The following is a 26,219-nucleotide window of genomic DNA, read 5'->3' on the forward strand; positions in this document are numbered from 1 at the left end:
AAGCGAGATCAGACTGCCCACCAAGATCAGCATTCATGTCCACCGCGAACGTCGCCAACTCCCAGCTACGTGCTCACACAGAGAGTCGTCCAACAATCGAGCAGCGGTCCGGGATCAACGAGCACAACGACCGATTCAAAGCCCGCTATAACCCCTACCACCCCGAAGTGGCCTACCTCTTCGACCACCTGTACACGCAGGAATGGCTCGAGGTGGAGTTCATCTACCGGGGTCTACTCGAGGACGACTGGACGCAGGACTTGTGGGAGCGGGCCACCGCGGCGGTCGTGGACAACGGCGGCCGCAAGGACGATCAGCTGGCGATCGTCAAAGCGATGCGGGCGCTGCGCCGTTCACTGCGCCAAGGCCCGGGCAAGGCGCACAAGAGCGCCCCCAGGATTCCTTTCCAGGGGCTGGAGGTGGCCGCAGAGCCCGAGCCGGTGGTGGACCCGTATGCGGGGGTGTCCATCGACGTCGAGACGGTCACCGCCTATCCGTCCCTGCCCATCGCCGGCCGGGACATCGACCGGCCGTCGGCACCGGACGACGCAGACGCTCCGTGACGGACAACCGCCCACCGCCGGCGCCCATGGGGGGGCGCCGTGGCCCCCATCCCGTCCCTGAGGAGGACATCGTGGCAACCTCCGCCGCTGCACCCACCGCCGCACGCGCCGAGCGGGAACAACAGATCCTGGGCCATGCACGGGCCGCGCCGATGGCGCCGCGCTGGATCTTTACCCTGCAGGGCTGGAACACCTACGTACGCGAGATGATCAAGCGTCCTGAGCTCGCGGACTCGGCCCCGCTCGGCACCCCGGTCACCTCCGACGACCCCCGCCTGCGCTACCACGGGCACCTGCTGCTGGTCCCCAATCCCCCATTCGATGCGGCGCTGTTGAAGACGCACCGGCTGCTGCTGGCCAACCGCAACCGGCGCGAGGGATTGATGGACCGGGTGATCGACGGGCCGCCCGGCACCGGCAAGACCTTCCTGCTGCGGGCCATCGGCCGGGAGTTCCAGACCAAAATCGAGGAAGTGCACGACGACCGGATCCCCGTCGTGCACATCATGGCCCCGCAGGATGCGGACAACATCGTGAACTGGGTCTGGGTGATCGCCGAGTTCCTCGGCCTGGCCCCGGCGCCGCTGACCGAGGAGGAGATCCGTCAGCCCCGGCGCACCCCCGACCTCTCCCAGTCCGTGTGGCACGTCCTGGAGCGGCGCTGGACCCAACTGCTCCTCGTGGACGGCATGCAGCGGGTACACCCGGACCAACTCGTCGCGGTGCTGCCCTACTTCGACTCCCTGCGCGAGGAGCTCGGCATCACGACCATCTTCTGCGGCACCGGTGCCCGCGAGATCGTGCGGGCGGCCCGCGTGAAGGCGGACGGACTCAGCGAGGCACACGAGGGCCTGAGTCAGCGGGCACCGGTCATCACCGGCGAAGACGGCAAGCAGCACCGGGTACTCCCCCAGGCCGATCCCAGCCGGCTGCCGGTGACCTGGCTCGACCCCATTCCGCTGTACGACGGCGATCAGGAGACCTGGCCCAGCGTCGTGCGCGGCTTCGAAGAGGCTCTCTGCTTGCACCAGCTCTCGCCGCATGCTCTGGTCGGCGAGGCCAAGTACCTGCACCGCCGCACCGGCGGCTACCTCAGACTGCTGTCCCAGCTAATCTGCCAGGCAGCCATCACGGCCATAGAAGACGGCATCGAAGACATCACATTGGAGCTGCTGAAAGACATCGACGTTGGCGGCTGACCAACGGGCATGCAGGAGGGCTCGCCCGCTGCTCCCTGTGCTGCTGCTCGGCACAGTGACGGGCCGTGTCGGCATCGTCGTCGATGGCGGCGACCAGCAGCGCCCCTGTGCTTGGGTCGGGCCCGCGTCCCTTGCGACGATTCCTGTCCGGGTTCCCCGCTGACATCGCCCGCGATTTTCTTGCCCGACGGCTCCGGCCGCTGCCGCGACGCAGGTCTGGCTGCGGCCGTGCGACTGCGCGGGCAGGCCGCCATCGTGGGTGGCGGCGGCCGCGAGGGGAACGGCTCGGTGTCAGTGCCCGCCGTTAGGGTCGATGCTGTGATCAGGGAGTACTACCCGCGGGCATGGCAGCATCTGCGCGACGCGCAGCAGGCCAAGACGGCGATGGCGCAGCTGTGGAGCACGCTTCTCAGGGGCGGCCTCGTCGAGGAGAGCGTGGTGACGCATCCGGACGGGTCGGGGGTCATCGGAGCCTTGCTGGCCTGGCCATCGGGCAGGCAGGCGGAGCTGACCGAGCTGTTCCGCGGGTGTGTGCGGGAGCTGTGGGCGTGTCTGGACGCACTGGTGACGGAGTCGGTTGAGGCATTCAGCGCGCTGCAGCGGCTGCGCAGGCCGGAGTGCCCCCGGTTCTTCCCGGTCGCTGATTCTCTCGAGGGGTTCAGGGCATCCCTGGCCGAGTCGTGCATGGACGGCACCCTGCGCTCGCACGTGGCGATGGTGGAGGATTGCCAGCCCTTCCAGGACAGCGACGGCGACGAGGTCATCGACCGGATCCGCCGCGGGCTGGGCTATCTGCTGGAGTGGGAGGCGGCACTGGATACGGGGGCGGTGATGGGCGCCTGGGCGACTCCCGTCGAACCGCAGGTGCATGCCGCAGCGCCCTCGGTGGTCGAGAGCGTGGAGGTGGCGGAGCCCGGTGCGCTCGACGAACAGGGGCGTGTCCTGGCCCGTTACCAGCTGCGCTCCTACCAGAGCGGGTGCGCCGTGAATGCGCAGGCCGGTACCTGGGTCGATCTGTGTTTCACCGAGGGGTTCGTCCCGGCCGACGGTGAGGACACCTTCGACCAGCGGCTGTCGCTGGTGATCGAGGCGGTCACCCGGTTCGCCGTCTCGTTCGCGTGGCTGTCCAGTCAGGTGCCGGGCAGCCGACGTGTGCTGCCTGCCAACCACTCCGGGGCTACGGATGCCTGGATTGAGGCCGCGCGCTCGTCGAAGCACTGGTCCGCCGAGGAACTGGCCGCGGTGGCCTCCTCGGACATCGGCCTGGGGCGGGTCCAGGACGCCGACACGCTCACGCTGATGGTGAGCACGCCTGATGGGGTGTATGAGCGGGTCGTCCCGCACGCGACCCCCCTGCGCCACCACGATCGGCGGGGCACGGCTGCGGAGACCGCTGTCAAGGACGCGGCCGCTACCTGGGGCCTGCCCGATTTCGTGCTGGCCCCCAGCGTGGAGCGCAAAGGACGCGGTGTGCGGGAGATCAGCGACGGTCTGCTGGTGGTCGGCGAGCGCGGTGTGGTTTTGCAGATCAAGGCCCGCGAAGGTGAGCCGGCCTCCGTGGAACGCGAGACGTCCTGGATCCTCAAACAGCTGACCGCGGCGGGCAAACAGATCCACGGCACGGTACGCCGCCTGAAATCGCAGAGCGTGCAGATGGTCAATGGACGGGGCCATAGCATCCGTATCGACAGTCCGGCCATCGACTGGGTCGGCGTCATCATCATCGAGCACCCTGATCCCCCGCAGGAGCTGGCTCTTCCCGCCCAGGAGGGGAGCACACCGGTGATCGCCCTGCTGCGGCGCGACTGGGAGTTCCTGTTCAACCAGCTGCGCTCGACCCACGCAGTCGTCGGATACCTGCACCGGGTCGGTGCCTCGGCGCCCGTGCTGGGCGGGGAGCCCGAGCGCTATTACGAGCTGGCAGCCGCGGACGCCGAGGCGGTACCAGGAGAGGGGGCCCGGTCCTGGATGCGGCGCGGCGGACAGCTGAGCAGTGTCCCGCTGCTGCCCGCCGCGCCGGCTGGCAGCGATGACGACGAGGCCCACACGATGGTCCGCATCATGCTTGAGGACGTGGCCACCAGCCCGACCGGACCCGCCGAGAAGGAGGCCTGGCAGCAGGTGCTGGCCTCTCTCGACAGCCTGCTCGTTGGCTATCGCACAGACCTGGGCCGTTTCCTTCTCGACGCGCTCTCCACGGTGACCAAGGCCGAAAGCGGCACCACGGCGTGGCGGATGCGCACCTTCCTCGCCGGACCCGACCAGGACCAGCTCGGCTTCGCCGTCTGCTCCGCCCTGACCGAGCACACCCGCGCCGCCTTCTCCGCGTGGCTCCAACTGCGCCACCACGAACGCGGCGCACACGCGGACCTTGCCGACCTCACGTCCGTGGGCGTGCTGCTCACTCCGCGCAGCGACGGCTACCGGGAGTGGGACACCACGGTGACGGCCGTCAGCGGCGACCCGGCACTCACCAAAGAAGAACTTCGCACCTTTCAGAACCTGTTCAACACGCCAGACAGCGCAGCCGGACGTTCCGCCGGCGGGACGTCTTGAGCGGCGGTAAGACAACGGCAGGCCGGGAGGGTGGCAGGCGGCGGATGGACCCCCACACTGACGAGCCGGGAACCGTGCCCGGCGGGCCATGGACCGTCGTACGCGGGGAGAATGTGACCTGTGATCCAACACCTGGTGCAGCAGCCTCTCCCCCGGGCCGAAGGGCTCCAGCATGATCAGTGGCGGGCGGTCGAGGACGCCTACGGCCGTCTTGCCGCTGCTGTCGCCGCAGATGACCGTCCGCTGATCGTCGGCTCGGCCAAAGAGCTCGTCGAGTGCGTTGCCCGGGTCACGCTCGTGGCCCACGGTCGTGTGGTGCCCGACGGCGACGGGTACACGAAGTTGCTCGCGTCGGCGCATCAGGTCATCGAGCATGTGATCGGGTCGAATATGCCCGGCAACCATCCTGTGCGCCAGATTCCCGAATCCGCGAAGAAGATGGCTGTTCAGCTGCGGGAGCTACGCAATCACTATGGGACCGGGCACGGCCGTGCCACCGTCCACGACATCACGGACGAGGTCGTCGAGGCCTCCGTCCACGCCGCGCTGGTGTGGGTGCGCTGGGCCCTGGCCCGGCTCAAGACCGTGCTCCTGGGTGCCGTGGGACCACTGCTGGATGACCTTCAAAGCGGCCTCTTCTCCCAAGGTGACCTTGCCGCTCGGCTGGAGGCGGCCAATATCCCCCGCCTCGTCGAGGCCGAGCAGTACCGTCTGGGTGTTGCCGTGGGCCAGCGCACGGCCAGAAAAACCTTCAACGTCCGCCTCGAAGGGATCCGGGCCTGCGCGGATGACCCGCAGCGGTGGCCGGACGCCTATCGGGAGGGCGTGGTACAGGGGCTGTTCGTCAACGAAGACGGTCAGGCATACGCCTACGCTGCCGCCAGCGCGGACTGCGCAGCAGAACTGCTGCAGCACCACTCCGATCCTGCCGCGGTGCTCACCAGGCTCAGCATCCTGCTGGAAACAGCCTCGTGGTCACTGCGTTTCCAGCAGGACCACAGCGAGATCATCACCTCCATGAAGGACATGCTGAGAAAGATGCCCGAGGCGGCAAGGCCGGTCTGGAGCACGATCATCGAGGAACTCGAGGCCCGCACCCCCGACGGAAACCGATGACAGGCACGCCGTGATGAACCAAAGCAGCTTGGAACCGGCAGGTCACGCAAAAGGGAGACGCTACATCCTGCGCGCGAGGTTCATGCGGTGGACCACCGCGTGTGAGTCGAGCCGTGGGGATGAGTAGAGGCGTCGGCCTAAGGCAGGCATTGGCGAACCTCACCGCGGTGCAGCTTGTGGACGCCGCACGCACTGCGGTCGCCTTCGGCTGTTCGGTGATCGGCCGGGCTGGCGCTGTGGTCAGTGGTGTTCGTGCAGCCGGGTGAGGAACTGTCGGACGACGGCGTCGACTTCGCAGTCGGCGCTGAATCCCCTGAGCTGGATGCGTTCGATGTGGGCGATTCCGCTGTTGCGCCAGGATCTGTCAAGGGCGGCATCCGCGGCGAAGTGCTCGTGGTGATGGGGTTCGTCGACCACGATGGCACCCACCCGGCCGGAGGCGGTGACGAGGAAGTCCGGGGCCAAGGTGCTGCCGCTGCCGACGCGGGCTCTCGGCAGCGGGAAGATGGCGATGGTGGAATCCTGCGGCATCTGTGCCTGCGCCCGCTTCAACGCCTCGTAGACGAGCATTTGCTCCCGGGAGCCGCAGGCGAAACCGCCCCTGCTGGGGGTCGCGGGTGCCTCCTCGGCACGAGACCGGGAGTATTGGCTAGGGGGTGTTTCGTTGATCAGCTTCTCTTGGAGGCTCTGCCGCCAGTCGTCGCCGGTCTCGGGGAGGGCCGGGATGGCGCTGACGTTGTCGACCAGCAGGTCATGACGTGCCGCCACGTGGACGAACAGGGGCCGGATGGCGGCGAGGACCTCCTGGGTGAAGCGGGCAACGAGGTAGAGCGGCACAATGAGGGCTACGTCATCGCCTTCCTCAGATCGGTCGCCGGGGAGATGCTCGATGTCTTCCACGTCCGTCAGCAAGGCGGCGGCCTGGCTGTTTCCGTCCTCGTGCAGCAGTAACGCTGTCTGGGCCAGGACGAGATGCAAGATGGCCGTCAGGGTCTCGTCGGGCTCCGGCGACGTGTCGGTGGCCGGGACCGCACCGGGCACATTCACCTGCGTGGGACCTTTAGGGCTGGGGAGGTCGGGGGGAGACGGGATCCTGCCTTGCACCAGCAGCTCTACGGCGGGCGAAGGATTTCGAAGCTCTGCGAGCGCCTCCTCGAGCACGCGGCGACAATCCGAGTTGATCAAGGTTTCGTACGCGCCCGGGCTGAACATGTTGAGCGTCAGCGTGATGCCGTCGTAGAAGAGCACGCTCGCGTTCTGGCTCAGCAGGATCCAGGCGAACCGCATACGCTCTTCAACGACTTGCAGGAGCTGCGGCCACAGCTCCTGCGTGTCGGCCGTCCCATCCGCCATGGCACCCTCCCTGTGTGCTGCCACCAGCAGCGTAGGAAGAGACGCTGACCGCCAGAGGCGGATCGCCGCTGTCTTTACGCGTACGCATGAACTCCGTCCGCACGGAGGGTCCTTGGACTTGCCGATCCAGACCTCGCCGCATCCGTACAACTTCGACCGGGTGCCCGTCGGATCAACTCGTCCGTCCCCGGTTAGAGATGCGACAGTGCGCCGCACTGAGTGGCCGTCGTGTTCGCGGAGCGTCATGGACGAACAGCAGGCGCTCTCCGACAGCGCGTGCACACAACACCCGGTCGACGGATCTTGGTTTCCAGCGTTGCGAGCGTCCGTACCGCACCGGATGTAGCCGTATAGGGCAGACAGGCGGCACTCACCCACGGCCGTCGCTCTGTGTCGCGTGCCGTTCTAGAGAATCCTGCACCCGACCGTGGGCTCCGCGAGAGGATGCACTCGGTCGATGGGCGGTACACAGTGGGCCACCGGGGACGCGTGGTTCCCGGACCGGCGGAACCACGGCATGTCTGTGAGATTGGGTTGGATGGCGGTGGACGCTGTGGGAATGGGATGAGCGGGGGATATGGCAACGTGGTTTGAGCGTATGGCAGCGATTCCCGGTGTGCGGTTCACCGGGAGCCCTGGTGTCGTCCGCGAAGCACTGGCAGAGGCACGTGTCCGTCCCAAGGTGTCGTACGGCTCGCCGATGTGGCCGACGACTGAGGGCAGTACCTCGGCAACGCCAGCCAGCCGGCACGTGCCGGTGGAGGCGAGCGGAGAGGACTTGGTCAGCCGGGTCTGGGAGGCGCTGGAGCTTCCCGGTGAAGCGATGGACTACCACTTCGTCCTGCAGGGTGCGGTGGACCGTTTGTGGAGCGGTAAACGCTCCTACCCTGACGGGCTTGAGTTGCTTGAGGTGTTTGCGCTCTTGGACTTGGAGTTGATGGAGGCTGCCCCGCAGGCGGTCTCTTTCGACACCGACTCCGTCCCGGCGTCGTTCGTGCATGTGGCGTCCGTTCCCCGGCTGGTGATGCTGCTGGAGCGCGAGGGCGCCTTCGGTGAAGCCCTCGGCCTGGCGCGGCGGCTGACCCGTTTCGACCAGGGCGAGGATGCAGTAGCCCGCCTTTCGGAGAAGATCGGTGCGCTGGCTGCCGAGGCGGCGGTCGGCGGGGCAGCATGAGTGCCGGGCTGGAGCAGCTGATCCCCTCGGCCTCCTACCTGGAGGAGGCCTTCCTGCGCTGGGTGCTCACTCCGGCCGTGCGGCGCGGCATCGTGGCGCATGTGCACAGCCAGCATCCTGTGTCGGTCAACGAGCGCACCTACCGGCTGGACTATCTGATCGCTGGGGCGTCGCTGCAGCTGGCCGTGGAGTTGGACGGGTTCACCTTCCACAGTGACCGTGCCGCCTTCACCTACGACCGGCTGCGGCAGAACGATCTGGCGTCCACGGGGCTGACGGTGCTGCGGTTTTCCTATGACGCCGTGCGTCTGGACACCGCCCGCTGCGTCGCGCAGTTGCAGGCGATGCTGCGCCAGGATCCGGTGCTCCTTCCACTGGTCATCGCCGCCCCGCGCATCGAGGTCCCGGAGATGGCGGGCGATCCGCTGCGGGCGGCCGATCCGCCCCGGGGCATCCGGTCACCAGGCGATGAGGCCTACTTCGCCGGTGTGCGCGCTCAGGTGGCCCGGGAGCCGTTGCGTACCTGCCAGGACGAGGCCCTGGCCGCGCTGGCCAACTACTACGCTTCCGGCGGCCGGCATGCGGCCACGGTGATGGCGGTCGGGGCCGGCAAGACCGCGCTGGGGGTGGCGGCCGCGTTGTCGTTCACCAGGCGGCGGGCGCTGGTGGTGACGCCGGGCTCGGTCATCCGCGGCACCTTCGCCAAGGCACTCGACCCTGGGGTGCCTGGCAACGTCTTGTACGGGCTGGCGAGCGGGCCCCTGCTGCCGGGTGCCCGGCCGCCGGACACTCTGGTGCTGGATGCGGAGGACGGGCAGATCAGCGGGGTGAGCCGGCAGCAGTTGCTGGCTGCGGATGTGCTGGTCACCAATTTCCATGCGCTGGGAACTGGCGACAAGGGCGGGGACCTGCTGGCCAAGTTGGAGCCAGGCGATGTCGACTTCATCGTGGTCGATGAGGCCCATATCGCGGCCAGTGCTTCCTACCAGCGGCTGTTCGCTCACTTCCGGGATGCGCGCACGCTGTTGATGTCGGCGTGCTTCCAGCGTTTGGACGGCAAGCCGATCGACGCCGATGTCGTCTACCGCTACCGGCTGGTGGACTCCGTCGCGGACGGCTCGGCGAAGAACCTGCGCGTGCACCGGTTCGCCCCAGATGCGGCGACGACGGTGTACGAGGCGGTGTGGCCGGACGGGCGACGTGAGCAGATCACCGGCCGTGATGCGCTGTTGGCCGCGTTGGGCAACGAGCGGAGGATGGCCCGCATCACCGCGCAGTCCGATGCCTCGATCCGGCAGGTGATGACGGTGACGCGGGCTTGTCTGGACGCCCAGGCCAAGCTGCTGGCCCCGGTCAAACCCCGGGCATTGTTCGCGGCGATGGGTGAGGCCCACGCTCAGCAGATCGCCCGGATCGCCGAAGAGTACGGCATTCCCTGCGCCACGCTGCACCACAGCATGTCGGCGTCGTCGATCAAAACCACCCGGCGGCGCTTCGAGTCGGACTCGGGTGATCTGCAGGGCATCGTGCAGCTGCGGATGCTTGGCCAGGGCTACGACTTCCCGCCCATCACCGTCGTCGTGCCGGTGCGCCCCTATGGCAGCTTCGGCGAGTTCTACCAGTTCATCGGTCGTGGCGTGCGGGTGTTGCGCCACCCTGGTCTGGCAGCCGATCAGCAGTATCTGGATGTGGTCTGCCATGCCGAACTCGGCCTCGAGGACCATCTGGAGGCCATGTGCGAGGACAACGACATGGATCCCGCGCTGCTGCTCGACGTTCCCTTGATCGACACCTCCACACTGGAGGCGGACTTCGCGGACGGTCACGGCCTCGGGGAAGGGGACTCCGATAGTGCGTTCCCGGGCGGAGTTGACGCGTTCGTGCTGTACGAGCAGGGGCGTGTCGAGCAGCGGGTGGTGCATGACGTGGACCGGGTGGAGGCCCGGCGGTCGGAGCGGGAGATGCAGCTGATGGCGCAGCGCTACGCCGTCTACGCGCAGAACACCGCGACTCCGATGCCGTTTGAGCAGTTCGTCGACTACATGCGGAGGCTGACCGGTGGCCAGTGACCAGCCGCGCTGGTGGCACCCTGCTCTCAATGCGTCCCCCGAAGAGGCACTTGGCCTGGAGGCAGCTGCCGGGCAGCAGCAAAGGTTCGCCCAGCTCGACACGCTCGCCGCCCGGCTGCTGACTGCAGCGCTCAACGGCCAGCCCACGGTCTCGGTGGTCCGCGGCGCCGGGCCGCAGGCCGCGGACAGCGTCGAGGTGTTGGGGCTCAGCGCCCGGGAAAAGGCGTGGTGTGCTGAGACCTTCGGGGTCCCGGAGCAGCAGCGTCGCGGTGCCTGGTATCTGCCGCAGAAGCTGTCGCTGAAAGCCGGGGCGGTGAACCTGCCCCACCTGGTGCGCGAACGCCCTGCCCATGCCCTGACGTTGGCCGCGGACGACTCGGCCGGCGTGAGCCTGGTAGACGGCGCGGCCGACGCAGTGCTGCTGTGGTCCGTGCTGGTCCCGTTGTTCGAGACACTGATCGAACCGATCCGAGTGAGGGCAGCCGGGCCGACGAAAACGATCGACGACCAGCGGCAGCTGTGGTCCGGCATCGAGGAACGCTACCGGCTACTGGGCATCGCCAGCGATGCGCTGGAGGCCTTCCGCTTCGGCGGCGGATGGCACCGGCTGGACCGGCACGGCCAGCACCACGCCCGCCTGCACCTCCTGGACGCTGTGGCGGCCGTTGATCCGCTGCAGCTCGTCACCCGTCATCGCATCCAGCAACTGCAGGCGCTGATGGCCGGCTTCGCCAAGAAATCCAAGACCGGCACCGCCCTCGCCCGCCGGGTGGTGACGCGCGCGCTGCAGCCAGTTGTCTCCGGCTACTTCGCTGGCGACTGGCTGGCCGCGCTGGACTACCTGCAGGCGCCGCCGCACCCGGCCGAGGAGGTCATCACCGCGCTGCCCGAGCCGCGCCTGTACGTGGGAATGTCCGCCCAGGCGGCCGACATGGCAGCCGAGGCCGGCATTGCAGAGGACGAGATCCACGCGATGCTCGCGGCCTTCCTCGGCGGCCCGACCTCCCTCTCCCCCGTTGAAGAACGCGTGGCAGCCCTGCGCGAGTGGTGGACGGCCTTCGACCAGACACACGCTGTCCAACGCCCCGGCATGCGGCCGCTGTGGGGGCTCGTCGACGACAACATCATGGCCTTTTCCTGGCAGGACGAACACGGCTTCACCCAGCAGCTGTACCGGCAGGTGCTGCCCGCTTCCGTCAACGAGCAGGTGGACCGGCTATGGCAGTCGGTGACGCTGCAGCGTCACGCCAAGAGCCTCGTCAGCAACCCCCGCCCCCACCAGCTGATGGCCGAAACCCTCGGCCCCGCCCTGGAGTTCTGGCACGGTGTCGCGCTGACCGCCTGGTTCGTGTGCGAAGGCCCCTACTCCCGCGCTCCCCTGTCCGGTGTGGCCGACTACTACAGCCGCCCCCTCACCGCGCTGCGTGCCGCCGACTGCCCCATCCCCCCGGAGCTGTTCGAGGAACTGCGCACCGCCGAGCAGCACTTGGGCCCGGAAGAGGCGATCATCACGGAGTGCACCGAGCTCCCGGTGGACACCGCCGGCCACTCCTTCACCCTGACCATGAGCCACAGCAGCGGCAGCCGCCGCGAAGGCTTCGAGCGGGTCCGAGACATCGTCACCCGCCATCGCCGTGCCTGGGCCGAGCAGTACCTCGACACCTACCTGCAGCAGCGCTGGCGCACCGCCCTGGAAGACGTCGCCCGCGCCCACCACCAGTTCGTGGCCGCGAAGGGCCGTCCGCCCACCCTGATCCAGTTCGCCCAGTTCGCCACCGTCGCGGCCAACCAGTGGACCGGCGGCGACCTCAGCGCCCTGTACACCGCGATCGGAGAGCCCGCGCCCGCGCAGCAGGAGCGCTCGGCCCGTCTCCTGCCGGGCGACGGCTATGACTTCGCCCGGCGCGTCTTCGCCGCGCTCGGCGGCACCACCGTCGACAACGACCTGCGCATGAACCAGCCCGAAGAAGCCCAACGGCAATGGCAACTCAGCCGTCTAGCCGTCGAGAGCCTGCGCTATGTGCAGCTCTGGGAAGCCCTCGGACAGGCCCCCACACCCAAACAGTTCGGCTCCGCACGGCTTGCCTGGCCCTGGTCTGGAGAAGAAGCCGAAGGCTGGCCCGTCTTCCAGAAGACCCTGGCCGCGCTAACCATCACCAGCCCACCCTCGGAGCTACCTGACGCGGAAGCAGCCGAGAGCCGCCCTGGTACCCCGCAGAGTGCAGGGAAGGCGCTGAGCAAGGGGGCCAACGCCCATCTGGAGGCCGAATCAGTCACGGTGCGTCTCATCACCACCGGTGCACCCGTCGATGTCTCCGCCGTACTCCTCACCAGCCACGGCAAGGTACGCGGTGACCACGATCTCGTCTTCTACAACCACCCCCACCAAGACGGAGTCCACAGCAGTACGGCCGCCATCACCGCGGAACTGCCTCATCTCCCTGCTGAGATCCACAGCGTGGCCGTCATCGCCAGCATCGACCTCGAAGCACAGCCCACGGCCGTCTTCGACCAGCACTCCACATGGCGCGCGGAGGCCACCCAGCCCTCGGGTACCAGCTTGTCCTTCGAGCCGGCACCCTTCACTTCGGGCGAGACCGTCTCCATCGTCATGGAGATCTATCGGCACGCAGCGGGCTGGAAGGTGCGTGCTGTCGGTCAGGGCTACGACACCGGCCTGGCAGGCATGGCCACGGACTTCGGCATCAACGTCGAGGGATGACGATGCCAAATGGGGCGAGACGCCCGGCCGGGGATCATCACGGCTGGGCGCGGCCCTTACACGACGGGGCCCACTGGTCAGCGCGTGCAGGTCCCGCCGCAGCGGGACCATCGGATTCGGCTTCCCAACGCTCCTGCACAGTCGGGCTTTTACGCAGGCCCGCCGGGAACGCGAAGGCCGATCTCAGGTATGTGCGCGCCGGCCTGAACCTGCCGGATGACGACACGGTCCTCCCTGGCGCAGCGGGCCCCGCAGGTTCGTGACGTCCTGGCCCGCGAGAGCAACGTCGCGGGAGCCCCCTCAATGACATAAAGGTTCTCAACAACCTCAGGGAATCTCAGACACATCCAGGTAGTGCAGCTCAAGCCCTTTCAAGCTTCAGGCCATAGATGGACATGCAGTCACATGCGCAGGTCATGAGCCAGACATGCCGAGATCAAGATCAATCTCATGCACGGACAGGGAACCGAGCCAACAGAGCGGCAGCCAATCTCACGCCCCTGAGAAGAAACGAGAACCCACACTGCGGGCTCAGCCGCACGCCCCACCGCACCAGACACATCCGCACTCATCTTGATCGCAACCTCACTCACACACACGGAACATCCCGTGGCGCGCCCGTGCAGAGCGGCGCGGGGCCGGGCGGCGGGTGTCGATACCTGACTTGACTCACACAAGTCGGAAGCCCCTTCGCCGTTCACATGGCTCTGTTCATATGTGTTTATCGGGTGGGCCGATTCGCGATCAGCCCTTCAGACATTCAGACATGACGCCGTTCACGGTCGGTAGACCGTGCCCGGCCGGGGTGTGGCGGGGGCCATGAGTTCGGAGACGGTGACGAAGGTGTAACCGCGTTTCCGAAGCTCGGGGATGATGTCCACGACGGCGGGGATGGTCCCCGCATAGCGTTCGTGGAGCAGGATGATGCCGTCGCGTTCCGTCTGGTCCAGGACTCGTTTCTTGATCAGTTCGGTGTCGGTGGTCTGGTAGTCCTTCGCGGTGACACTCCACAGGATCTGGGCGAGCCGAAGGCCCTTCATGACCTTGGAGACGTCGTCGTCGGTCCTCCCCTGCGGCGGCCGCATCAAAGTGGGCGCTTTTCCGGTCGCCCTTTTTATGTCCTGCTGGACCGGTTCTATTTCCGCGGTTATCTGCTTGGGCGTGAGCGCGGCCAGGTCCTTGTGCGACCAGGTGTGATTTCCTATTTCGTGCCCTTCCTTTGCCATGCGAGTGACGGTGGCGGGGTAGGTGTCCGTATGCCCCTTTCCCTGAAGGAAGAACGTGGCCTTCACCTTCTCCTTTTCCAGAAGGTCGAGGAGTTTCGGGGTGGGTTTGCTGGGGCCGCCGTCGAAAGTGAGCGCGACGCAGCGGTCCTTACGGCAATCCACGAGGCTGGAGACGGATTTGTCAGCGCCCGCTTCGCGACGGGCGTCCGCCGGGGAGACGACCCCGGTGAGAGTGCTGCACGAGGCCAGGACGGTGACGGCCAGCCCGGCCGTCAGCGCGATGGCAGGCCTGGGCAGTCGGATGCGGCGGGTCACGTTCACCGCTCACCGGTCTCGTCCCGACCGGCGTCGCGCCGGGAGTGCAGGATCAGGTGCACGATGACGGCGAGGACTGCGAAGCCGACGAGGAGCAGGACGAGCTGGGTGATCGCCGGGCTGTAGAAGGAGCCGCCGAAGAGCACCCCGGACAGGATCTGGGGCGCGCGCTGGGCCAGCGGTAGACCACCTGCCACGGCAAAGACGGCGACCAGAGCGGCCAGTACGGTCAGGGCGGGGCGCAGGGGCATTCGGCTGCGGTTCGTCATTCGCGTTTCCTTACGTGAGTCGATGACGTCGACAGGAATCACGCTAGGAACGCGGGAGTTTCTTTATCTTCGGCGGAAGGTAGGCTCTGCGGACGCATTCCAAAGAAGGAGTGGGGCCGCGCATTCATACTTTGGTCTATCTCTGCGCACGACGGTCCAGCCGGCGATTCTGTGCCCCGTACACTTGTGCGCTGTGCAAGCCGGAAGAAGTGAGGTCGCCCGTCGACGTGTGACGGACGCCCTGGTGATGTGTGCGAGCGTGGCCCTGGCGGTGACGGTGGACATCGCCGCGTCGCGCGGTCTGCTGGTATACCCCCGCCTGTCCTCCCTGCCCACACTCACCTTGCCGACCGAGTTGCTTCCCCTCCCCGTCGCGGTCCCCGTCTTCTACGGGCTGGTGCCGGTGGCCGGCAGCGCCCTGCTCCTGTGGCGCAGACGCGCGCCCGTGCCGGTGGCGGTGGTCCTACTGATCGCGGCCACTGTCGGTCCACTGATCCCCGCGGCGCTGATCTCCCTGTTCACCGTGGCGGCGACCCGCCCGGAGCGCACTACATGGACACTTGCGGGCCTCGGGCTGGCGCCCCTGCCGCTCTACCTGGTGGCCCAGCCGTCCCTGACCGTGCATGCGCTGACCACCGCCGTCACCGGTGCCGTCCTGGTCGCTGCCTCGGTGGGATGGGGGTTCTTCGTACGCGGTATGCGCCACGCCGCCGAACAGGCACACATCACGGCAGCGTGGCGCACCGAGCAGGTGAGGCAACGCGAACGGGAAGCGCTGGCCCGCGAGATGCACGACGTCCTGGCCCATCGGCTGTCCCTGCTCAGCGTGCACGCCGGGGCCCTTGAGGTGAACCAGAACGCCACCCGCGCACAGATTGCCGAAGCAGCGGGCGTCATCCGATCCAGCGCCCACCAGGCCATGGAGGACCTCCAGCAGGTCCTGGGTGTCCTGCGTACCCCGCTGCAACCCGACGGGGGAGCCAAACCCGAGCCTCCCCAGCCCACCCTGGCAGAGCTGCCGCTCCTGATAGAGCAGTCCCGAAAGACTGGTATGCACATCACCCTCGACACCCCGGCCGATCTGCAGACGGTTCCCGGTACAAGCCAGCGCACCGCCTACCGCATCGTCCAGGAAGCCCTGACCAACGCCCACAAGCACGCCCCCGGCCAGCGCGTGTGCATCCGTCTCCAGGGCGCCCCCGGCGAGGGCCTGACCCTGGACATCACCAACCCGCTGCCCCCAGCCGCCGAGCGCACCGGTCCCCTGCTGCCGGGCAGCGGCTCGGGCCTGAAGGGCTTGAGCGAACGCACCGCCCTGATCGGCGGCCGCCTCACCCACGGTTCCCATGGAGCGACCCACCGGGTCCGGGCACACCTCCCGTGGCCGGCATGAGCGACATCCTCCTCGTCGACGACGACGCCCTCGTCCGTTCTGGCCTGCGTCTCATGCTCGCCTCCGCCCCCGACCTCAACGTGGTTGCGGAGGCCGCTGACGGTACCGAAGTCGAGGCACTCGTCGACGCCCACCGGCCCGACCTGGTGCTGATGGACATCCGCATGCCCGGTCTCGACGGCCTGGAGGCCACTCGCCTGCTGCGCACCCGCCCCGACGCACCCGAGGTAGTGATGCTGACAACCTTCACCACCGACGGTTACGTCCTGCGCGCCCTCCAGGCCGGTGCGGCCGGCTTCCTGCTCAAACACACACGTCCTGAGCGCATCATCGAAGCCGTGCGGCAGGCCGCTGCCGGGGAACCCGTGATGTCACCCGAAGCCCTGACCCAGCTCATCGGCGCCGTGACCGACACGTCCGCCCCCGAACAACTGGCCGCCCCCGACGCCCGACGGCGGCTGGCCCTGCTCGGGGACCGGGAACGCGAGGTCGCCCTCGCTGTCAGCCACGGCAAGTCCAACGCCGAGATCGCCCGTCACCTCCACATGAGCGTGGCCACGGTCAAGAGCCACATCTCCCACATCCTGGCCAAGCTCGACCTCAACAACCGCGTCCAGATCGCCCTGCTCGTCTACCGCGCAGGCATGACCGGGACGACATCCTGAGCCTGCCGCAGGGGCCTCCCGGACCGAGTGGCGGCGTTCGACGGCAATCTGGCCGACGACTCCCCGCCGGACGCCGGACCACCCTCCTGCATCCAGATCCCGTTACCGGACCGTACCGGCGTCGCCCCTCTCAGGGCCGTCGGTTGGCCGGAGGGAAACGGTCGCGGTGAGCGTGATGCCGGTACCGGGTGTGCAGCTCACCGTCAGGGTGCCGTCAAGGCTTGCGGCCCGTTCGGTCAGGGCGCTCAGGGCCGCCAGGTCGGCCGCCGTCACGGGCGGGTGCTCCGTCGTCGACGACCGTCAGCAGGAGGCCGGGGCCGAGGTCCGCGGTCACCTGGACACGGGCGCCCCCGCCGTGGTCCACGGCCCGCTCCATGCCCTTCGCGACCAGGAGATACGCGTGCGTCTCAACCAGCCGGGGCAGCCGTCCGGACAGAGTGCCCGAGACGGTCAGCCGTCCAGCGCGTTCGTCGTCGGGGCGGTCCCCTGGGCGGTGAAGGCTCACCACTCCAGTGGAAAGGTCCATACGCCCCGGTCGTGACGAGGAGCCGTGCAGGGACTGCGCCCCGTATCCGGCGCCGCCCGCCCACGTCGAAGGCCGTGGCTACGTGCCGTGCTGGTGCCCAGACAGCGCCGTGGGCGGGCGCAGACAACACTCGGGGCCCGCCCGCAGCACGCGGACGGGCCCCACATCGAGCGCCGGGCAGGCCTTGCACCTGCATCTCCCCACAGGAAGCGGGGCGTCTTTCCTTGGACCACCAACGCAGCACCAGCCACCCGCAGTTACGGTGACCAGCTCATGATCAAGTCTACGGCATGAGTGCCGTCAGCTTCAGCAGGGTGTGCGCAGTTGGGAGGGGAACCCGGTCCAGCGCAGGTCGTCCGGGAGGTGGCTCATGTCGTTGTAGACCAGAACGGACGCCGGCCGGGCCGGGGCGTAGCGGATGACGGTGAGCGCGGTGTTGCCGTGGTTGAGTCCCATCCAGCGCCAGGCCGGGGCGTCCATCGCGGCGCGCACCAGCCAGGCGATGAGAAACGCGTGGGTGACAACGAGGTCATGACGAGGTGCGTCCCCGTGGTGAACCGGCCCGGTGAATTCCATGACCGCCTGGCGGGCCAGCTCCGCGCCATGTGCACGTTGCTCGGCCGACACCGAGGCAAAGCGCGCCAACATGGCGTCGGCACTCTCCGAAGGAAGCTCGTCCCGCTCCGGGATGTACGGAACATAGTCACCGGCCGCCTCGGACTCGCGAAGCAACACCTCACCCAGCTGCTCTCCCACCACCCGGGCAGTCTGAGCTGCGCGGGGCAGCGGACCATGGTGGACGGCCGTCAACGGTACGCCGTGCAGCCGCTTGCCCAGCAGCTCCGCCTGCCGCCGACCCGTCCCTGTGAGCTCGCTCTCGTCGGGTGTGGCCTCACCATGCCGAGCGAGATAGAGGTATCGATCTTGCATGACGAGGCGGACGCATCCGCACAAGCCCTCGGTTCCCGCCCGCTGCTCACCTTCCCTTCACAAGAGCCGCACCCGCCGTTGTGGTGCGGATCTTCTGAAGGGAGCTCGCCGGTCAGAGCGGCGCCGCGTCGGCGGCGCTACGCTGCTGCGTCATGCGGGAGACGCGGCTCGACACTGCTCGGATCCGGGCGGCTCGCCGGGTGATCGACCCGGTCTTTCTCGACACCCCGCTGTACCGGTGCGAGGCGCTGGAACCGGGCCTCGGGTGCGCGGTGAGCATCAAGCTCGAAACGGCGAACCCGGTGCGCAGCTTCAAGGCTCGCGGCACTGAGGTGGTCGCGAGCCTGCTCGCCGGCCATGGCCCGCGGGCTGTGGTGTGTGCCAGCGCGGGCAATCTTGGCCAAGCCCTTGCCTGGTCCGGTCGCGGCCGGGGGCTCGACGTGACCGTCGTGGCATCCCGTCATGCGACGGTCGCCAAGCTTGACCGCATCCGTGCGTTGGATGCCAGGCTGGAGCTGGTGGACGGCGACCACGAGCTGGCTCGCGAACGGGCGGCGGCCATCGCGCGGCACAACGGCATCCGGCTGCTCGAAGACAGCCTGGACATCGAGACCTGCGAGGGTGCCGCGACCATCGGTCTGGAACTGGTGGACACCACACCATCGTTCGACACCGTCCTGATTGCTCTCGGCGGCGGGGCGCTGGCTACCGGCGTAGGCCATGTGGTCAAAGCCCTGGCCCCCGACGTCGAAGTCATCTGCGTCCAGCCGGTGGGCGCACCTGCGCTGACCCACTCCTGGCAGCAGCGACGTGTCGTCACCACCGACTCGACCAACACCATTGCTGACGGCGTCGCCGGCCGGTACCCCATCCCGGCCGTACTGGACGACCTCCTCCTGGTCGCTGACGACGCCGTCCTGGTCCAGGAGGCGTCGATCATCGCCGGCATGCGGATGCTCCTGAACCACGCCGGCCTCGTCGTCGAACCGTCGGCCGCGCTCGGCATCGCGGCGCTCCTCGAAAACCGTGACCGCTTCGCCGGCCGACACGTGGTCACCATCGTGTGCGGCAGCAACGTCGACGTGGACGCCTACCACCGCTGGGTCGGTGCGGTCCCGTCCACAAGTCTTGATGCTCAGGCCAGGAGTTCGTAGTAGTGCTGGCTGGGGCGGGGTAGAGGCGTTCGCGTGCTCTGTGGGTGTGGAAGCCCAGTACTGAGGGAAGTCGTCGTTGTTGATGAGGGCTTGGGGTCAGGACGGCTTCGGCGCCAGCCACGCTCACCGGCTGCCGGTGCGTCTGGTCGACAATCTGCGAATTGGCCATCCCTCCCCCAACCAGCTCCCCGGGCACTTCCAGGACGAACGCCGCCACCAGGACGAACTGCGCCAGGGCCTCAACGACGCTGCGCTCCCGCTGGACGTTCGCATCGCCGGCGCCTTGGTCGTCACCGTCGCCGTACCGCCTGAGCGAAGCGGCTGCCGTGAGCCGAGCAAAGTCCAGGAACTGAACATCGTGCCGTTCTGGAGGCATGGAACGGCGTGGGTCTGCGCGTCACCAACTGAGGCTTTCTCAGCGGCTGAGTTCAACGCCTCTGTGGGATCAGGCGTGGACCACTTCGAGGATGCGCGAGCTTCGCCGGTAGGGAGTCACACCGGGTCCGGCAGGTGCATGAGCGCGAGTTCAGCCGGGTCGACCACGGCGGTGATCTCGGTGATGCAGCCGTCGGCGACAGTGAAGACCAGGAGGGAAAGCGGGGTGCCGTCCTCGCTCCAGGAGATCACGCCGGGGCGCCCGTTGACGGTCGCCGCGTGTCCTCGTGCCGCGCCGGCACCCACTCGTGCGCGGGTGGCGACTTCGGTGGCCCCGAGTGTGACGAACGTGCCGTTCGGGGTGCGGACGGTGAACTTCACTTCGGGGTGGAGAACCTGCAGCAGCTGCTCGAACTGACCGTCGCGGGCCGCGGCCAGGAAGGCATGGACCACCTCGCGTTGTTGTCGTCCAGCACTTGCCGGCTGCTGGGCGGCTTGTACTTTCCTGCGGGCGCGGCTGGCAAGCATTTTGGTCGCGTCGGCGGATTTACCGAGAATGGTGCCGATCTCGCCGAAGGGCACGGCGAACACGTCGTGCAGCACGAACGCCAGTCGTTCGTCAGGGCGCAGCGAGTCGAGGACCGTGAGAAGCGCGAGGCCGACGGAGTCCCCGAGTGCCACAAGGTCTTCTGGAGCAGGAGCATCGTCGAGCGTCACGGTAAATTCGGGTAGTTGGTCGTCGAAGGAGACTTCTGGGCGCGTCCGGCCCGACCGCAGGACATCCAGGCTGATGCGGCCGACCACGGTGGTCAGCCAGCCGCCGAGGTTGTCGATGGTGTCGGTGTCCTGGCGGGAGAGACGCAGCCACGCCTCTTGGACCACGTCTTCCGCGTCGGCATGTGATCCGAGCACGCGGTAGGCGACGGCGCGGAGCCGGTCGCGGTGGGACTCGAAGGCATCGACGATCGGGCCCGCGGGATGGGTGCCGGACATGTTGTTACCTCCCTGGAAGCTGCTCCGTCATAGGGATGACGCGCACAGGCGCCGCAACGTAACCCGATGAAGGAGACCGCTCCCCCATGGAAAACCGGCTCAAGAACAAGAACACGAACAACCCCGATGTATGGACCGCTATCCAGCACCTTCAGAAGGCGATCGCCGCTGGGGGTGTCGACCCGAAACTGCTCGCGCTGGTCCACCTGCGGGCCAGCCAGATCAACAGCTGCTCGGCGTGCGTCTACGCCAGTGTCGCTGGGGGGAAGAAGGCCGGTGACACCGACGAGCGGCTGCACAACGTAGCGGCGTGGCGTGAGGCGCCGTTCTACACCGATGCGGAGCGCGCGGCACTGGCGCTGGCCGAGGCCGCCACCCGGTTGCAGGATGGTGCGCAGGGTGTCACCGACGAGATCTGGGAAGAGGCCAACGCCCATTTCACCGAGGAGCAGATCGGCGCGATCAACCTGGAGATCGCGCTGACCAACTTCTTCAACCGGATCAACCGCACCATCAAGGAACCGGCCGGCCAGACCTGGGGCTGAGCCCGGCGTGGCTCTTGTCCACTGAGGGTTCCCCAGCGAAATGATCCTCGGGTGGCCCGCGAGGTCAGGCAGGTGTGCAGCCCCTGGCAGGGCTGGTCCGCCAAGACCATGTCAGCTCGAACCAGAGGCTTCACGTTGGTCACCAATGCTGCCGCGCTCGACGTCCCACGCGGCATCGTGGAGCCGCTGGCCGCCCACCTGCGCAGGTCGGCACGCCGAAGGGTTCTCGGGCCGTGGGCCGTTCCGCCAGGCAGTACTGGTGCTGCGCTGAGTTCCACCGGGCAGCGTGGCTGCACCCACGAGACAGCGAGCGGCACCGTCGGCATCCAACCCTGCAGGAACGCCAGCTACCGCTTCCCGACGGTGTAGGTCAAGTGAGTCACCCGGGACGAGGCGTCCGCGCGGGCCTGGTCGAGGGCGAGGCGGGCCGGGTCCACGCGGTCGAACAGGCGGATTCCGGTGCCGAAGAGCACGGGCGCGAGGGTGATCGAGAACTCGTCGACCAGGCCGCTGTCCAGGTACTCCTGGATCGTCTCGGCGCCGCCGGAGATGCGGACGTCGCGGTCGCCGGCGGCCTCGCGGGCCTGGTCCAGTGCGCTGGAGGTGCCGTCGTTGACGAAGTGGAAGGTCGTGCCGCCCGGCCGCTCCCACGGGTCACGTTTGGTGTGGGTGACAACGAACACGGGGGTGTGGAACGGCGCCTCCTCCGGCCATGCCTGCTCGCCGAGGTCGAACATCCGCTTGCCCATGACGCTCGCGCCGGTGCGCTCGTACGTCGCCCGAGCGATGTCGTTGTCGAGTCCTTCCTCGCCACCCTCGCCGAGCTTGAGGTTCTCCCGGAACCATCGCTGCGGGAACGCCCACGCCTGCAGTTCCGCCCACTTCGTCATCCAGCGCTTGACACCCGGGTCGTCCTGCTTCTCGGGCGAGAAGGCGTCCTCGGCCGGCGCTGCCTCGGGCGCCATGAAGCCGTCGAGTGACATCGTCACGCTGAAGAACACCTTCCCGGCCATCAGCCCTCCCCTCCTTTCGGCGGGGTCTCGTTCCGGGCGCTCTCGTCCCACGTGAGTTCGGCTGCGTAGGCCGCGAGGTTGCGCAGAGTCTGCTTGCCGCCCTCGATCGCGTGGTACTTCTCCACCGCCTCGTCGCGGAGTTCCTTGGTGGGGAACACCGTGCGCATCACGATCCGGGTCTCGTCGCCGGCCGCCTCGAAGGTCAGGACCGTCTCGAAGGCGTTCGGGTCGTCGCGGGACTCGCCGTGCAGCAGCGCGATCCGCTCCGGCGGGACGATCTCGGTCCAGGTGATCCACTCCTGGTAGTCAGTCCCGTCCGGCCCGTGCATCACGAAGTCCCAGACCCCGCCGACGCGGAACTCGAAGGACCGGGTCGCGGTGGTGAACCCTTCCGGTCCCCACCACCGCGACAGGTGCCGGACCTGTGTGAACGCCTCGAACACGAGCTTCCGTGGGGCGCCGATGGCCTGGGAGACCACGATTTCGCGGTCCGCGGTCGCGTGTGCAGCCTCGCCGCCGCTACTGGTCGTCGCCATCCGGTGGTTCCTCCTGCCTTGCCTGATTGAGATCTCGCACGTACTCGTCCAGCCGGTCGAAACTCCCGCTCCAGAACCGCTCGAAGCCGCCCAGCCACTCGTGGACCGGCCGCAGCCCGCGGGCGTCCAGGCCGTACAGCCGCTGCTTGCCCGCCCCACGGACCCGCACCAGCCCGACCTCCCGCAGGACCCGCAGGTGCTTGGACGCCTGCGGCTGGCTCATCCCCAGGTCCCGCGCCAGCTCGGTCACGGGCCGCTCGCCGCCCCGGAGCAGCAGCAGGATTTCCCGCCGCTGCGGCTCGGCTATCGCGTTGAACGCGTCCGAGGTCGTTGCCGCTCGCGCCATGACCTCATCATATGCCTATATCGGAATGCGTCAACGGCTGCGAACGGTACGGCACACAGACACAACAGAGCAGTTCAAGGACAGGGACGTGGACGCAGCCGCCACCGCCTTGCTTCGGTTCGCCGGCGACTCGACACCGACAGGCACGGTGGACGCGAAGTTGTGTCACCGACAGTTGATCGCGCTGGTCAGAGCGGCGGCGGAGTCGGGCCCCGGCGCTGGCCGTGGTGGGGCTGGCTTGCGCATCCCTTGATAGGCAGGCCTGGAACCTTGATGATCCCAACACGGCGATAGCTGAGGCAGCGTTCGCGGTGATGAGCGGAGCCCGGGGGGACGGCCCTGGCCGCCGGGGGAACAATGAGGGCTCAGCGCGTGAAACGCAGGGACGACGCGGCCGCCGCCGTGGCAACCGAGGAGGCTGCGCGGCGTCGGCCGGCGTTGGAGATCATCGCGACGGCTCGCGTCGCGGCCAGGACTTGGTGGACGAGCGTTCAACGCGCTCTCCCGGACCTGGAAGCCGGCCGGAACGTCGGCGCTCGCCTGTACGACGAGCAACTTCATGCAGAACTACGGGAGTTCACGCCGACCTCGGCTTCGGCGGTCTGAAACGACCCCGTCGAGTACCCCGTTGTCATCTGTCATCATCGGCCGCAAGGCCTGTCCCCGCTGAAGTCCAAGAACCTCAACGTCCTGGGCCGCTACAGCTTCACCCCCTCCACCCCGCGCCAGAGCCTGCGCCCACTGCGTGACCCGGACGCCCCCGAGCTGGACGAGGACGCTGACGCCCTGGACTGACTGCGCCTTCCGGTGCGCTCGCGTGTGTCACCACCCCGCAGTCCCGCCCAGGGGGTGAAGCTGGGAAGGTGATCACGACCTGCGGAGAGTGCGGGGCGTGGGGTGCTGTGAGTCCTTCCCGCGAAGTCGGCCGGCCGCAAGGTCTTCGGCCTCGCCACCGCGGAAGTTCGCCCGGCACGGCCTGCTGCCCGTCAGTCCGACAGCCAGTGCAGCTCGTGCGCCAGGGTTTTGGCGACGGCACGGACGCGGCGGTGTAGTGGCGACTGTTCGCGCGGAAGGACCAGGTGGATCGTCAGGCTGGGTGCGCCGTGCAGCGGTCGCCAGGTGATGCCGGGCGGTGGTGCCGTGGCGGCGGCCTCGCCGGCCGGGGCGAGGGTGAGCCCGTCGCGCAGGTCGCGCTGTGACATGTCGAAAGAGACTGTGGGCGTGTGGAATCGGGGATGTGGCCGGGTATCGCGGAACAAGGCGGCCAGCTGGTCGTGGATCACGGGGTTGGCCGCACGGTCGGGGAGTCGCAGCGGATACGCGGCCGCGGCGGCGATCTCGATCTCCGGGTGTTCGGCCAGCGGATGGTGCTGCGCCAATTGGACGCCGATCCGCTCACGCCGCAGCAGGTACCGGCGCACGCCACGGCCCGGCTGTTCACCGCGGGTGATCCCGGCATCGATGCGGCCGTCGGCGACTGCGGGGGAGATCTCCGGTGTCGCCATCGGGACCGCGCCGACCTCGAGTCCGGGACTGCTGCGAATCAGCTTGTCCACCAGGGCCGGAGCCGTCTCGGCCCCGGCGCTGAGGCTGTATCCGATGCGGAGCGTGCCGAGCTCACCGGCCCCCGCTCGCCGGGCGGTGTCCCATGCCCGGTCCAGCGCCGCCAGCGCAGGCGGCGCGGACTCCGCCAAAGCCGCACCGGCCGTGGTCAATACGACGCTCCGCGTGTCTCGAACCAGCAGGGCGTTACCGAGTTCCGTTTCCAATCGGCGAATTCGGGCGCTGAGCGCAGGCTGCGCGATACCGATTCGGGCGGCCGCGCGGGTGAAGTTCAACTCCTGCGCCAGCACCAGGAAGTACCGCAGGCTGACCGTATCCGGTGCCATGTGCCCTCCCTGCCGATTGATAACGATCCGTTCTGAGTCTATCCCGTATTGATCTTTCCCCGGACCCCACGTCAAGCCCTAACCTGCGCATATGACGATTCAACTGACCGCGGTCCTGGCCATCGCACTCACGCAGCCCGCTGACCCTGATCTGGACGGAGGTCGTCATGCATAAGTTGGTGGTCCTGTATTCCAAGCCCGCCGACCCTGACCACTTCCGCGACTACTACGTGACCAACCACCTTCCACTGGTCATGAATTGGCCCGGCCTGCTTGCATGGCGCTACAGCTTCGACGTGGCAGCGACCAAGGGAGAAGCGCCGTATTTCGCAGTCTTCGAAGGCGACTTCGCTGACGCCGCCGCCATGGCCGCGGCGCGGGCGTCGCCGCAAGGCCAGCGAGTGGCCGCCGATGTCGCCAACTACGCCACCGGCGGTGCGGTCGTCATCCACTATCCGGTGCAGGACGGCACCGGCTGAGGCAGGACGGTACGCTCCGGGACGCGTTCGGTCGGCCGTTGCGGCCAGGTCCGGCTATCGGCGGAACGCCGTTCGCGGTTGCCGGTTCGTTGGGCGTCAAAGGTGGGCCGATGTCCTGGCCCGGATGTCACGGTGGTTGATGCGTGCGTTCGTGCGGTGCGACGGCCTGGGCGGCAGCCCCACGTCCGTCACCGACGACGACCCGGCGGCGCCGGACGCGGACCGGCGTGTGGTCGCTGCTGCGGCCGGCACCTCGCACGGGGCGTTCCTCGGCCCGGGGCGAGCGCCGGACGGTGGCTGGCTGGTCCGGTTCTTCACCGCCACCGCCGAACTGTCCGGCTGCGGCCACGGCGCCGTTGCCGCGCAGGCCGTCCGGTTGACCCGCACCGCGCTGGGCGAGCTGAACGACCGTCAACACCCCGGCGGGCCCACGTTCGACACCGTCGTGATCCGCCGCCCCGCCGGCATCGAGGTGTGGTTCGACCGGGGCCTCGTCGCGCTGCGTCACCCGGCACCGGACGAGCGCGGGCCCGGCCAGCCGTGGCTCCCCGGCACCCCGGTCCCACTCGCCCTCGCGCCGGACACCCCGACCGCCGCCATCCGCCGCCCGCTGCTCGACGCTCACCCAGGAACTCCAGTCGCAGCTCGACGCCTTGGCCAAGCACAGCATCTAGCGCGACACGGTGTTCTCCGAGAAGATCAGCGCCCGCGTCCGGGTCCGCCCGCAGTTCGAGGCCGCGCGCGCTGGCCCGCCAGATCAAGGCCCACGGTCCGCACTGCCGGGTCATCTTCACGGTGTACGAGATGAAGCGG

At 68.2% G+C, this 26,219-nt stretch carries 23 protein-coding genes; 13 read left to right on the forward strand and 10 right to left on the reverse strand.

All coding sequences use genetic code 11. The features are described 5' to 3' along the window. Positions 1–35 precede the first annotated feature (35 nt). The 4 genes from AB0Q90_RS00005 (at position 36) to AB0Q90_RS00020 (ending at position 5,434) form a co-directional block, all read left to right on the forward strand. Positions 36–563, forward strand: a complete 528-nt coding sequence (locus tag AB0Q90_RS00005; RefSeq protein WP_363163768.1) for a hypothetical protein — start codon at positions 36–38, stop codon at positions 561–563. Between the two features lie 71 nt (positions 564–634). Then, positions 635–1,762, forward strand: coding sequence for an ATP-binding protein (locus AB0Q90_RS00010; RefSeq protein ID WP_363163769.1), 1,128 nt, complete (start codon positions 635–637; stop codon positions 1,760–1,762). Positions 1,763–1,942: 180 nt separating this feature from the next. Then, the gene (locus tag AB0Q90_RS00015) at positions 1,943–4,318 is read left to right on the forward strand and encodes a hypothetical protein (protein ID WP_363163770.1); all 2,376 of its coding nucleotides are present in this window, start codon (positions 1,943–1,945) and stop codon (positions 4,316–4,318) included. A gap of 120 nt (positions 4,319–4,438) precedes the next feature. Next, on the forward strand, positions 4,439–5,434 hold the full coding sequence (locus AB0Q90_RS00020; RefSeq protein WP_363163771.1) for an abortive infection family protein: 996 nt from the start codon (positions 4,439–4,441) through the stop codon (positions 5,432–5,434). A 240-nt stretch (positions 5,435–5,674) separates the two neighbouring features. On the opposite strand, the gene AB0Q90_RS00025 is transcribed toward AB0Q90_RS00020, so the two are convergent. Further along, complete coding sequence (locus AB0Q90_RS00025; RefSeq protein WP_363163772.1) at positions 5,675–6,787, reverse strand: hypothetical protein; 1,113 nt, start codon at positions 6,785–6,787, stop codon at positions 5,675–5,677. A 598-nt stretch (positions 6,788–7,385) separates the two neighbouring features. Between AB0Q90_RS00025 and AB0Q90_RS00030 the strand changes: the two genes are divergently transcribed. The 3 genes from AB0Q90_RS00030 to AB0Q90_RS00040 are packed head-to-tail and all read left to right on the forward strand — an operon-like array spanning position 7,386 to position 12,752. Beyond that, complete coding sequence (locus AB0Q90_RS00030) at positions 7,386–7,961, forward strand: hypothetical protein (protein WP_363163773.1); 576 nt, start codon at positions 7,386–7,388, stop codon at positions 7,959–7,961. Further along, entirely contained in the window at positions 7,958–10,030 is a 2,073-nt protein-coding gene (locus AB0Q90_RS00035; protein ID WP_363163774.1) for a DEAD/DEAH box helicase family protein, read from the forward strand. Before AB0Q90_RS00030 ends, AB0Q90_RS00035 begins: the two co-directional genes overlap by 4 nt. Beyond that, entirely contained in the window at positions 10,020–12,752 is a 2,733-nt protein-coding gene (locus AB0Q90_RS00040; protein ID WP_363163775.1) for a TerD family protein, read from the forward strand. The genes AB0Q90_RS00035 and AB0Q90_RS00040 overlap by 11 nt, the downstream gene beginning before the upstream one ends. Positions 12,753–13,528: 776 nt before the next feature. Here AB0Q90_RS00040 and AB0Q90_RS00045 read toward each other — a convergent pair. Both AB0Q90_RS00045 and AB0Q90_RS00050 read right to left on the reverse strand, forming a co-directional pair. Further along, on the reverse strand, positions 13,529–14,293 hold the full coding sequence (locus tag AB0Q90_RS00045) for a polysaccharide deacetylase family protein (protein WP_363163776.1): 765 nt from the start codon (positions 14,291–14,293) through the stop codon (positions 13,529–13,531). A gap of 2 nt (positions 14,294–14,295) precedes the next feature. Further along, complete coding sequence (locus AB0Q90_RS00050; RefSeq protein WP_363163777.1) at positions 14,296–14,562, reverse strand: hypothetical protein; 267 nt, start codon at positions 14,560–14,562, stop codon at positions 14,296–14,298. Between the two features lie 229 nt (positions 14,563–14,791). On the opposite strand from AB0Q90_RS00050, the gene AB0Q90_RS00055 reads away from it, so the two are divergent. Continuing rightward, the gene (locus AB0Q90_RS00055) at positions 14,792–15,955 is read left to right on the forward strand and encodes a histidine kinase (protein ID WP_363163778.1); all 1,164 of its coding nucleotides are present in this window, start codon (positions 14,792–14,794) and stop codon (positions 15,953–15,955) included. Then, complete coding sequence (locus tag AB0Q90_RS00060; RefSeq protein ID WP_363163779.1) at positions 15,952–16,620, forward strand: response regulator transcription factor; 669 nt, start codon at positions 15,952–15,954, stop codon at positions 16,618–16,620. Before AB0Q90_RS00055 ends, AB0Q90_RS00060 begins: the two co-directional genes overlap by 4 nt. Before the next feature lie 214 nt (positions 16,621–16,834). On the opposite strand, the gene AB0Q90_RS00065 is transcribed toward AB0Q90_RS00060, so the two are convergent. Beyond that, on the reverse strand, positions 16,835–17,125 hold the full coding sequence (locus AB0Q90_RS00065; RefSeq protein ID WP_363163780.1) for a hypothetical protein: 291 nt from the start codon (positions 17,123–17,125) through the stop codon (positions 16,835–16,837). 327 nt (positions 17,126–17,452) lie between these two features. Beyond that, positions 17,453–18,076, reverse strand: coding sequence for a histidine phosphatase family protein (locus AB0Q90_RS00070; protein ID WP_363163781.1), 624 nt, complete (start codon positions 18,074–18,076; stop codon positions 17,453–17,455). 152 nt (positions 18,077–18,228) lie between these two features. On the opposite strand from AB0Q90_RS00070, the gene AB0Q90_RS00075 reads away from it, so the two are divergent. Next, on the forward strand, positions 18,229–19,230 hold the full coding sequence (locus AB0Q90_RS00075; RefSeq protein WP_363163782.1) for a pyridoxal-phosphate dependent enzyme: 1,002 nt from the start codon (positions 18,229–18,231) through the stop codon (positions 19,228–19,230). A gap of 492 nt (positions 19,231–19,722) precedes the next feature. On the opposite strand, the gene AB0Q90_RS00080 is transcribed toward AB0Q90_RS00075, so the two are convergent. Then, entirely contained in the window at positions 19,723–20,598 is an 876-nt protein-coding gene (locus tag AB0Q90_RS00080) for a sigma-70 family RNA polymerase sigma factor (RefSeq protein WP_363163783.1), read from the reverse strand. 86 nt (positions 20,599–20,684) lie between these two features. Between AB0Q90_RS00080 and AB0Q90_RS00085 the strand changes: the two genes are divergently transcribed. Continuing rightward, on the forward strand, positions 20,685–21,143 hold the full coding sequence (locus AB0Q90_RS00085) for a carboxymuconolactone decarboxylase family protein (protein WP_363163784.1): 459 nt from the start codon (positions 20,685–20,687) through the stop codon (positions 21,141–21,143). A 347-nt stretch (positions 21,144–21,490) separates the two neighbouring features. Here the strand turns inward: AB0Q90_RS00085 and AB0Q90_RS00090 are convergent, their stop codons facing one another. The 4 genes from AB0Q90_RS00090 to AB0Q90_RS00105 form a co-directional block, all read right to left on the reverse strand. Continuing rightward, positions 21,491–22,156, reverse strand: coding sequence for a dihydrofolate reductase family protein (locus AB0Q90_RS00090; RefSeq protein WP_363163785.1), 666 nt, complete (start codon positions 22,154–22,156; stop codon positions 21,491–21,493). Next, entirely contained in the window at positions 22,156–22,692 is a 537-nt protein-coding gene (locus AB0Q90_RS00095; RefSeq protein ID WP_363163786.1) for an SRPBCC family protein, read from the reverse strand. The genes AB0Q90_RS00090 and AB0Q90_RS00095 overlap by 1 nt, the downstream gene beginning before the upstream one ends. Then, entirely contained in the window at positions 22,676–23,038 is a 363-nt protein-coding gene (locus AB0Q90_RS00100) for a metalloregulator ArsR/SmtB family transcription factor (protein ID WP_363163787.1), read from the reverse strand. The genes AB0Q90_RS00095 and AB0Q90_RS00100 overlap by 17 nt, the downstream gene beginning before the upstream one ends. Before the next feature lie 986 nt (positions 23,039–24,024). Beyond that, on the reverse strand, positions 24,025–24,927 hold the full coding sequence (locus AB0Q90_RS00105) for a LysR family transcriptional regulator (RefSeq protein ID WP_363163788.1): 903 nt from the start codon (positions 24,925–24,927) through the stop codon (positions 24,025–24,027). 167 nt (positions 24,928–25,094) lie between these two features. Here AB0Q90_RS00105 and AB0Q90_RS00110 point away from each other — a divergent pair, with 167 nt between their 5' ends. After that, a complete protein-coding gene (locus tag AB0Q90_RS00110) occupies positions 25,095–25,406 on the forward strand; it encodes an EthD family reductase (RefSeq protein WP_363163789.1) in 312 nt (103 codons plus the stop codon). Between the two features lie 139 nt (positions 25,407–25,545). Further along, positions 25,546–26,214 carry a PhzF family phenazine biosynthesis protein gene (locus AB0Q90_RS00115; RefSeq protein WP_363163790.1) on the forward strand — a complete coding sequence of 223 codons (669 nt, stop codon included), beginning with the start codon at positions 25,546–25,548 and terminating at the stop codon, positions 26,212–26,214. Positions 26,215–26,219 lie beyond the last annotated feature (5 nt).

The organism is Streptomyces sp. NPDC079141 (assembly GCF_040686775.1).
Lineage (GTDB): Bacteria > Actinomycetota > Actinomycetes > Streptomycetales > Streptomycetaceae > Streptomyces.